The organism is Nocardia sp. NPDC004722, from assembly GCF_053601505.1.
Genome location: NZ_JBSGBY010000368.1, coordinates 1 through 8,510, shown reverse-complemented (window position 1 = coordinate 8,510; position 8,510 = coordinate 1). Strand labels below are relative to the sequence as shown.

Below are 8,510 nucleotides of genomic sequence, written 5' to 3'. Positions count from 1 at the left end.
GCTTCCCTCCGTTCCTGGACATGCTCGCCCGGCTGGCCGGGCGCGCGGTGCCCGTGGAGGTGGACCGCTCCGGCATGCGACCCGATCGCCTGGCCGCCGCCCTCGCCGCCCACACCCCGGTCGCCGTGCTGCTGCAACCGCGCGCCCAGAACCCCACCGGAGCCTCCCTGACCGCGCAGCGCGTCCGCGAACTCGCCGACGTGCTCGCCGACGCGGCCGTGGTCGCCGGGGCCGCCCCGCTGATCATCGAGGACGACCACAGCGCCGGAATCACCCACTCCCCCTTGCGTTCCCTCACCACGCGCCTACCGGCCCGCACCGTCCACATCCGCTCGTACTCCAAATCCCACGGCGCGGACCTGCGCCTGGCCGCGGTCGCCGGGCCCGCCGTCCACCTCGACCCGCTCATCGAGCGCCGCATGCTGGGCCCCGGCTGGTCCTCGCGCCTGCTGCAGCGCGTCCTGTTGCACATGCTCACCGACGACACCGCCCGCGCCACCGTCACCGACGCCCGCGGTGTCTACCGTGCCCGCGCCGACGCCCTGCGGAAGTCCCTGTCCCGCCACGGCATCCACCTGCCCCGCGGCGACGGCATCAATCTCTGGTTCCCGGTCGCCGACGAGAACGCCGCCCTCATCTCCCTCGCCGCCGCGGGCATCAAGGCCGCCCCCGGCGGCCCCTTCGTGGTCACCGACCACCCCGCCACCGACTATCTGCGCCTCACCGTCGCCGCGCTGCCCGACACCGAAATCCCGGATGTGGCACGCCATCTCGCGAACGCGGCGACGGCGGCGCCCACCTACCGCCGCATCCGCCGGGCGTAACCGACTCAGTTGCTCGGCGGGAACTGGCCCTTCGCGACCACCTTGCCGCCGGTGAGGGTGAAGGTGACGAGGCTGGGGCCGCCGGTCGGGCAGCAGAGGGCGTCATTGGGTTTGGCCCACTTGTATTGCACCGTCACGGTATTCGCGGTCTTGCCGGTGACCTCGGTGTAGCCGTAGGGGCTGGAGGTGGCGGTGCCGAGGTAATCGCCGCCGGTGAAGAACAGGACGTGGACGTACGGGTGAATGTTGCCCGATTCCACGGTCATCCACGACAGCACGCCGTCGCATCCCGCCGAGATCGGGTCATTGCTCGCGAACGGATTCTTCCAGCCGCCGTTCCCGGTCGGCGCGAGACTCTTGATCGCCTGGTCGGCGAGCCGCGAGTTGAGGTCGAAGCACAGGCCGTGGCCGCTGCCGTTGGGTCCGGGCTTGGTGGTCACCGGCACGGTCGTGGGCTGCGGCGTATCGGTCGCGGCGCCGGTGGGGTTCCCGGGCTGCGGCGAATCCCCGTCCCCCGCACCCGGATTGTCGCCCTGGGTCCCCGGATCACCGCCCTGGGCGCCCGGGGCCTGGGTGGGCGCCGGTGCCGACTGGTTGCCCTGCGTCGGCACCGCCGTCGCCGAGGTCGCGGCGACGGTCGTGCTCGCGGTCCCCGCCTGCGTCGACGAACTGCCCGAGCATCCGCTCGCCCCCACCACGAGGACACCGGCCAACACTCCGAACAGCACAGATCTGGCCTTCATTTTTCTCCTCGCATCGATACCCAGCCCCGACTTCCGTCCGAACGGAAGGACAAACTGGTCATCGGGTACAAATAATCGAGCGTTACCCGAACGTTTGCGAGCGTGAGCCCCAAACTTCAGGGGCACGAACACATTTCGGCCGGACATCGGATGAGGAGCCCGCATGGACCACCTGGAGACCCGCCTCGCCCTGCGCGAACTCACCGAGCGCTACGCCGCGCACGCCGACCGCCGCCGCGACGCCGCGATCGCCGAACTCTTCACCGAGGACGGCGCATTGGTGATCGAATGGGGCGACCGGCCGACCACGACGGTGCGGGGCCGGGCCGCGATCGAGGCGGCGATGAAACCGCTCGACCGCTACCGGGTCACCCAGCATGTGATCGCCAACCAGCTGCTCGACTTCTCCGGAGTCGCCGTGCGCGGTGAAACCTATTGCACCGCTTCCCATGTCTACGACACCCCCGCGGGCCCACGGGTGTTCATCATGCAGATCCGCTACGCGGACACCTTCACGCGCGCCGGCGGGCAGTGGCTGTTCGAGCAGCGACATCTGGTGGTCGACTGGACCGAGGATCGCCCGCTCCTCGCCCCGAACGCCGACTGATCACCCACTCCCCCACTGTGATCGATGTCACTCATATCCGACCAGTCGGTTACAGTCGCCGGACTCGTACCGATGCACTCAGAGATGATCGACATCAAGAGACGTTCCAAGGAGAGGTACATGCGCACCATCACCCGAAGCGTCACCCGCACGGCCGTAGCCGCCGCGATCGCCACCGCCGCCCTGGCCGTCACCACCGGCACCGCCAGCGCCGACGACTGGCCCGTCCAGCAACCCAACAGCCCGATCTACGTCTTCGACGCCACCGGCTTCCTCACCCCGTCGGATCTCGACTACTGGAACCCCTTCGTGGACAAGGCGCGGCTGACCTCCCCGTACGGCAACAGCACCCGCATCGTCTGCACCGGCTTCCACGGCGTCACCACCAGCTGCTTCCAGGCCGACGCCGACGGCAACCCGCACCAGCTCAAAGCCCTGCCGATGAACTTCCCGAACGTCACCGGCTACCTCGCCCCCGGCGGCGGCGTGAAGCACTGGGTCTACCCGGGCTTCGTCCCCGGAAGCTGATCGGCGACAGCCGGATTCGAGCAAGCGAAAGGGCCCGCCTCCGAAATGGAGGCGGGCCCTTCGGCTTTCCGGCTTACAGGTACTGGCCGGTGTTCGACTCGGTGTCGATGGCGCGGCTCGCGCTCGCGTTCTTACCCGTCACCAAGGTGCGGATGTAGACGATGCGCTCGCCCTTCTTGCCCGAGATACGAGCCCAGTCATCCGGGTTCGTGGTGTTGGGCAGGTCCTCGTTCTCGGCGAACTCGTCCACGATCGAGTCGTAGAGGTGCTGGACGCTGAGGCCGGGGTTGCCGGTCTCGAGGACGGACTTGATGGCGTACTTCTTGGCCCGGTCCACGATGTTCTGGATCATGGCGCCGGAGTTGAAGTCCTTGAAGTACAGGACTTCCTTGTCACCGTTGGCGTAGGTGACCTCCAGGAAGCGGTTGTCCTCGCTCTCGGCGTACATGCGGTCCACCACGCGTTCGATGGTGGCCTGCACGCACTTGCTGCGATCGCCGTCGAACTCCTCGAGATCGTCGGCGCGCAACGGCAGCGTGTCGGTCAGGTACTTGGAGAAGATGTCCATGGCCGCTTCGGCGTCCGGACGCTCGATCTTGATCTTCACGTCCAGGCGGCCGGGCCGCAGGATCGCGGGGTCGATCATGTCCTCGCGGTTGGAGGCGCCGATCACGATCACGTTCTCCAGGCCCTCGACGCCGTCGATCTCCGAGAGCAGCTGCGGCACAACGGTGGTCTCCACATCGGAGGAGACACCCGAACCGCGGGTGCGGAAGATCGAGTCCATCTCGTCGAAGAACACGATCACCGGGGTGCCCTCGGACGCCTTCTCGCGAGCCCGCTGGAAGATGATCCGAATGTGGCGCTCGGTCTCACCGACGAACTTGTTGAGCAGCTCGGGACCCTTGATGTTGAGGAAGAACGACTTGGCTTCCTTGGCGTCCTCACCGCGCGCCTCGGCGATCTTCTTGGCGAGCGAATTGGCGACGGCCTTGGCGATCAACGTCTTACCGCAACCGGGCGGACCGTAGAGCAGCACACCCTTGGGCGGGCGCAGCGCGTACTCGCGGAACAGATCCTTGTGTAGGAAGGGCAGTTCCACCGCGTCGCGGATCTGCTCGATCTGACGCGAAAGCCCGCCGATGTCGTGGTAATCGACGTCCGGCACCTCTTCGAGCACCAGATCCTCGACCTCGGCCTTGGGGATCCGCTCGAAGGCGAACCCGGCCTTGGTGTCGACCAGCAGCGAATCACCCGGGCGCAGTTTGCGAATGGGGCGATCCGGATCCTCGAGGTCGTCCACGTCGACCAGCGCCGACAGCGGTCCGGACAACCAGACCACCCGCTCCTCGTCGGCATGCCCGACGACCAGCGCACGCCGGCCGTCGTCGAGAATCTCACGCAGGGTGCCGATCTCGCCGATCGCGTCGAAGTTTCCGGCCTCGACCACCGTGAGCGCTTCGTTGAGACGCACGGTCTGGCCGTAGGTGAGGGTGGTGGTGTCGATATTCGGCGAACACGTCAGCCGCATCTTGCGTCCGGAAGTGAACACGTCGACCGTCTGATCGTCGTACACGCCGATGAGAACACCGTAGCCCGAGGGTGGCTGGCCGAGGCGATCCACTTCCTCGCGCAGCGCGACCAGTTGCTGGCGCGCTTCCTTCAGGGTGTCCATCAGTTTGGTATTGCGAATCGTGAGCGAATCGACGCGCGCTTCCAATTCCCGTGTGCGATCCGGCGTGTCGGCGAGTTGCCTCCGGAGTGCAGCGGCCTCGGCGCGTACTGCCTCGAGTTCCCTCCAGGCCGCCGAGTCCGAATGTTCGATGGGGCTCATGATGCTGCTCCTCCCAGTCCCGGTCTATCAACGCTACCGGGCTCTAACCGTTCTCGCTTTCCGACATGGTTTCGTCGTGATCACATCTAGGCTGCGGCCAGCGGGCCGGACGAGCATGTTAGCCTGCCCTAACCTGTTTGTGGTGAGTTGATCACCTGCCGAGCCGAAAGGTGCCGTTGATGCTCCTTCCCACCAGTCGTACTCCTGGTATGCGCAACGTCACGCGGACGCTCCGTGTTTCCTCGAGAACTCTCCGTGTTTCCGTGGCTACCGTCGCGGCGCTCGCCGCCGTTACGGCCACTCTGACCGCCTGCGGCTCGGACGACAAGGGATCTTCGTCCTCGACCACGACGTCCGCGACCGCCGCCGCCGCGCCCGCGCCGACCGCGCAGACACTCCAGGGCATCCTCACGGCCTTCGCCGACCCGGCGAAACCGGCCGCCGACAAGGCCAAGTTAGTCGTCGAAGGCGATAAGCGTCTCGGAAACATCGACACCATGAATCAGGGTCTGGCGCATTACCAGGTCGGGTTCACCGTCGGCGAGATCAAGCAGGACGGGAACAAGGCCGACGCGAAAGTGTCGGTGACCTCGCCACACGGCACCATGCCCGACGTCCCGATGACCTTCCAGTACAGCGACGGCGCGTGGAAACTCTCCGACGCCGGAGCCTGCACCATCCTCGGCATGGCCCGCGCCGCCTGCCAGTAATCCCCACCCGATAACCCGAAAGGCCCGTTCGTTCATGCTCGCTCGCACCGTTCGCCTCACCTTTGCCGTCGCCGCGGCCACCGCCGCGCTCACCTCGGGCGCGGGTCTCGCCGCCGCCGACACGGCCGCCCCGACCGCCGACGACCTGCAGTCGGTGCTGGTGCGCTTCACCGACCCGTCGATCCCGGCCGCGGACAAGACACAGCTGATGGTCAACGGCGGCGCGCGCAGCGCGAACATCGACAAGATGAACCAGGGCCTGGCCAACTACGGCACCATCGGCTGGACCGTGTCGGGCGTGCAGGCCAACGGCGACAACGCCGATGCCAGCGTCGCCATCTCCTCCCCGCACGGCACCATGCCCGGCGTCCCGATGAGCTGGCAGCACACCGACGCGGGCTGGCAGCTCTCGGAGAACACCGCCTGCACCATCCTGGCGATGGGCAAGGCGCCATGCTGAGTCCGCGAAACCGCTTCGCGACAGCCTGAATTCGACAACGCGCCCCCGCCGGTCATCGGCGGGGGCGCGTGCGTCGCGGCCGAAATCGGCCGTGAGATATATCTTTCCGGAGCGGGCTAGCCCTTCGAGGGGCGGCGCTGCGGCTTCGGGGCGGTGACGCCGTCGGCGAGGCGGCGGGCCTTCACCAGGAAGGCGGTGTGGCCCTGCATGCGGTGCTCGGGGCGCACCGCGAGACCGACCACGTGCCACGGGCGGACCATGGACTCCCAGGCGGTGGGCTCGGTCCAGCAGCCTTGGCGGCGCAGCGCTTCCACCACTTCCGACAGCTGGGTGGTGGTGGCCACGTAGGCGAGGAAGACGCCGCCGGGAATGAGCACCTTGGCGACCGTCTCGAGGGTGTCCCACGGCTTGAGCATGTCGAGGATGACGCGGTCGACCTGGTCACCGGCGTATTCGGCGACATCGCCGAGGGTGAGTTCCCAGTTGGCGGGGCGCTCGCCGAAGAAGCGCTCGACATTCTTGACGGCGTGCTCGGCGTGGTCCTCGCGGATCTCCCAGGAGATGACCTTGCCCTCGGGGCCGACCGCGCGCAGCAGCGAGCAGGTCAGCGCGCCCGAACCGGCGCCGGCTTCCAGCACCCGCGCGCCGGGGAACATGTCGCCCTCGTGCACGATCTGGGCGGCGTCCTTGGGGTAGATGACCGCCGCGCCGCGCGGCATGGACAGCACGTAGTCGGTGAGCAGCGGCCGCAACGCCAGGTAGGGGGTGCCCTTGGCGGAGTTCACCACGCTGCCCTCGTCGGCGCCGATGAGGTCGTCGTGCTTGATGTGACCGGCGTGGGTGTGGAATTCCTTGCCCGCGTCGAGGATCACCGTGAACTTGCGTCCCTTGGCGTCGGTCAGCTGTACCCGGTCACCGATCTCGAAAGGGCCGGTCCGTCTGGCCGTCATGAATCTCCGTTCTGCGTGTTGTTTTCGCGCGCACCTTGTCGGTGCCAGCGTTTAGCCTGCCAGGTATGTCGGTTGACGTGATCAGTACCCCGGAGACGGAGCGGTTCGGTCCGCGTGGTCCCGCCTTGTCCCCTTCGCGCGCAATCGATTTCAAACAGTGCCCGCTGAAATACCGGTTGCGGGTCATCGATCAGATACCCGAGCCGCCCTCGCGGGCGGCGGTGCGCGGCACCGTGGTGCACGCCGTGCTGGAGGCCCTGTTCGGGCTCCCGGCCGCGGCGCGGGACATCGAGGGCGCGACCGCGCTCATCGAACCCGCCTGGGCCGAGGTACGCGGTTCCCGGTCCGGGATCGAGGAGCTGATCCCGGACGAGGACCTCGACGCCTTCCTCGCGGAGGTCCGCAAGCTGGTGGGCGTCTACTTCCGGCTCGAGGACCCGACCGGGTTCGAGCCGGAGGCCTGCGAGACCTTCATCGAGACCGAGCTGCCCGACGGCACCCCGCTGCGCGGGATCGTGGACCGCATCGACCGCTCCCCCGCCGGTGACGTGCATGTCATCGACTACAAGACCGGCCGCGCACCCGGTATCGCGTACGAGACCCGGGCCCTGTTCCAGCTGAAGTTCTACGCTCTGGTCCTGCTGCGCACCCAGGGCCGGGCCCCGGCCGAGCTGAAGCTCATGTACCTGGCCGACGGCATCACCCTCACCTACGCGCCGGACCCGGAGGAGCTGCTGCGTTTCGAGCGGATCCTCTCGGCCCTGTGGGCGGCCATCGTGACCGCCGCCGAAACCGGGGAGTTCCCGCCGAGTCCGGGCTGGATGTGCCAGTACTGCGATTTCAAGCGGCTATGCCCCGAATTCGGCGGCACCCCACCGCCTTTCCCCTCCGGCCCGATCGAGACCGGACCGGACGGGGAAAGATCCGACGGGGACTGATCAGAACGCGCGGCAGGAGCGGATATCGGTGGCCAGGATCGCCTTGGCGCCGAGATCGGCCAGCTGATCCATCAGCTCGTTGCCGTTCTTGCGCGGCACCAGCGCGCGCACCGCGACCCATTCCGGGTCGGTGAGCGGGGCGATGGTCGGCGACTCCAGGCCGGGGGTGATCTTGACGGCCTCCTCGAGCAGCGACTTGGGGCAGTCGTAGTCGAGCATCAGGTACTGCTGGGCGAACACCACACCCTGGATGCGCGCGACGAGCTGGTTGCGGGCCTTGTCGTGCTGGTCGGCGCCCTCGGCCTCGATCAGCACACCCTCGGAGTCGCACAGCGTCTCGCCGAAGGCGACCAGGTTGTGCTGGCGCAGGGTGCGGCCGGAGCCGACCACATCGGCGATGGCGTCGGCGACACCGAGCTGGATGGAGATCTCGACCGCGCCGTCGAGGCGGATCACCTCGGCCTGAATGCCGCGCGCGGCCAGGTCCTTCAGCACCAGGTTCGGGTAGGAGGTGGCGATGCGCTTGTCGTAGAGGTCCTCGACCTTCCAGTCGGGCCCGGCCGGGGCGGCATAGCGGAAGGTGGAGCGGCCGAAGCCGAGCGCGAGTCGTTCCTGTACGCGCGCACCGGAATCCAGGGCGAGGTCGCGGCCGGTGATGCCGAGATCCAGCTCTCCGGAGCCGACGTAGATGGCGATGTCCTTGGGGCGCAGGAAGTAGAACTCGACCTGGTTGATCGGGTCGATGACGCTCAGATCGCGGGAATCGCCGCGCTTGCGGTAGCCCGCCTCGGACAGGATGGCGACGGCGGATTCGGACAGTGCGCCCTTGTTGGGGACGGCGACGCGAAGCATGGGGTGGTCCTTTCGGAACGGGGATGAGGTGGCGTGACGACGGCGGGACGAACGACAGGCCGCC

Annotated in this window: 10 protein-coding genes; 6 read left to right on the top strand and 4 right to left on the bottom strand. The window is 67.8% G+C overall.

The features are described 5' to 3' along the window. On the top strand, window positions 1-824 hold an 824-nt coding region (locus ACWELQ_RS29610; RefSeq protein ID WP_452400322.1), incomplete at its 5' end, for an aminotransferase class I/II-fold pyridoxal phosphate-dependent enzyme. Window positions 825-829: 5 nt separating this feature from the next. Here the strand turns inward: ACWELQ_RS29610 and ACWELQ_RS29605 are convergent. Continuing rightward, window positions 830-1,567: an LppP/LprE family lipoprotein gene (locus ACWELQ_RS29605; protein ID WP_452400321.1), complete on the bottom strand. Its 738-nt coding sequence runs from the start codon at window positions 1,565-1,567 to the stop codon at window positions 830-832. A 163-nt stretch (window positions 1,568-1,730) separates the two neighbouring features. Between ACWELQ_RS29605 and ACWELQ_RS29600 the strand changes: the two genes are divergently transcribed. Both ACWELQ_RS29600 and ACWELQ_RS29595 read left to right on the top strand, forming a co-directional pair. Beyond that, on the top strand, window positions 1,731-2,174 hold the full coding sequence (locus ACWELQ_RS29600) for a nuclear transport factor 2 family protein (RefSeq protein ID WP_452400320.1): 444 nt from the start codon (window positions 1,731-1,733) through the stop codon (window positions 2,172-2,174). Window positions 2,175-2,294: 120 nt separating this feature from the next. Further along, window positions 2,295-2,702 (top strand): hypothetical protein, encoded by a 408-nt coding sequence (locus tag ACWELQ_RS29595; protein ID WP_452400319.1) that lies wholly within the window; start codon window positions 2,295-2,297, stop codon window positions 2,700-2,702. 73 nt (window positions 2,703-2,775) lie between these two features. Here the strand turns inward: ACWELQ_RS29595 and arc are convergent, their stop codons facing one another. Then, the gene (gene arc, locus ACWELQ_RS29590; protein ID WP_452400318.1) at window positions 2,776-4,536 is read right to left on the bottom strand and encodes a proteasome ATPase; all 1,761 of its coding nucleotides are present in this window, start codon (window positions 4,534-4,536) and stop codon (window positions 2,776-2,778) included. A gap of 263 nt (window positions 4,537-4,799) precedes the next feature. Between arc and ACWELQ_RS29585 the strand changes: the two genes are divergently transcribed. Then, on the top strand, window positions 4,800-5,246 hold the full coding sequence (locus ACWELQ_RS29585) for a hypothetical protein (protein WP_452400317.1): 447 nt from the start codon (window positions 4,800-4,802) through the stop codon (window positions 5,244-5,246). Window positions 5,247-5,280: 34 nt separating this feature from the next. Continuing rightward, window positions 5,281-5,706, top strand: coding sequence for a hypothetical protein (locus ACWELQ_RS29580; RefSeq protein WP_452400316.1), 426 nt, complete (start codon window positions 5,281-5,283; stop codon window positions 5,704-5,706). A 116-nt stretch (window positions 5,707-5,822) separates the two neighbouring features. Here ACWELQ_RS29580 and ACWELQ_RS29575 read toward each other — a convergent pair whose 3' ends face one another. Beyond that, on the bottom strand, window positions 5,823-6,656 hold the full coding sequence (locus tag ACWELQ_RS29575; protein WP_452400315.1) for a tRNA (adenine-N1)-methyltransferase: 834 nt from the start codon (window positions 6,654-6,656) through the stop codon (window positions 5,823-5,825). A gap of 65 nt (window positions 6,657-6,721) precedes the next feature. Here ACWELQ_RS29575 and ACWELQ_RS29570 point away from each other — a divergent pair, with 65 nt between their 5' ends. After that, window positions 6,722-7,594: a RecB family exonuclease gene (locus ACWELQ_RS29570; RefSeq protein WP_452400314.1), complete on the top strand. Its 873-nt coding sequence runs from the start codon at window positions 6,722-6,724 to the stop codon at window positions 7,592-7,594. Here the strand turns inward: ACWELQ_RS29570 and hisG are convergent, their stop codons facing one another. Next, entirely contained in the window at window positions 7,595-8,446 is an 852-nt protein-coding gene (gene hisG / locus ACWELQ_RS29565; RefSeq protein WP_452400313.1) for an ATP phosphoribosyltransferase, read from the bottom strand. Window positions 8,447-8,510: the final 64 nt, after the last annotated feature.

Bases quoted from the DNA above. Each gene is read 5' to 3' on its own strand.
- ACWELQ_RS29605 (WP_452400321.1), bottom strand. From the start codon at position 1,567: ATGAAGGCCAGATCTGTGCTGTTCGGAGTGTTGGCCGGTGTCCTCGTG.
- ACWELQ_RS29600 (WP_452400320.1), top strand. From the start codon at position 1,731: ATGGACCACCTGGAGACCCGCCTCGCCCTGCGCGAACTCACCGAGCGC.
- ACWELQ_RS29595 (WP_452400319.1), top strand. From the start codon at position 2,295: ATGCGCACCATCACCCGAAGCGTCACCCGCACGGCCGTAGCCGCCGCG.
- arc (WP_452400318.1), bottom strand. From the start codon at position 4,536: ATGAGCCCCATCGAACATTCGGACTCGGCGGCCTGGAGGGAACTCGAG.
- ACWELQ_RS29580 (WP_452400316.1), top strand. From the start codon at position 5,281: ATGCTCGCTCGCACCGTTCGCCTCACCTTTGCCGTCGCCGCGGCCACC.
- ACWELQ_RS29575 (WP_452400315.1), bottom strand. From the start codon at position 6,656: ATGACGGCCAGACGGACCGGCCCTTTCGAGATCGGTGACCGGGTACAG.
- ACWELQ_RS29570 (WP_452400314.1), top strand. From the start codon at position 6,722: ATGTCGGTTGACGTGATCAGTACCCCGGAGACGGAGCGGTTCGGTCCG.
- hisG (WP_452400313.1), bottom strand. From the start codon at position 8,446: ATGCTTCGCGTCGCCGTCCCCAACAAGGGCGCACTGTCCGAATCCGCC.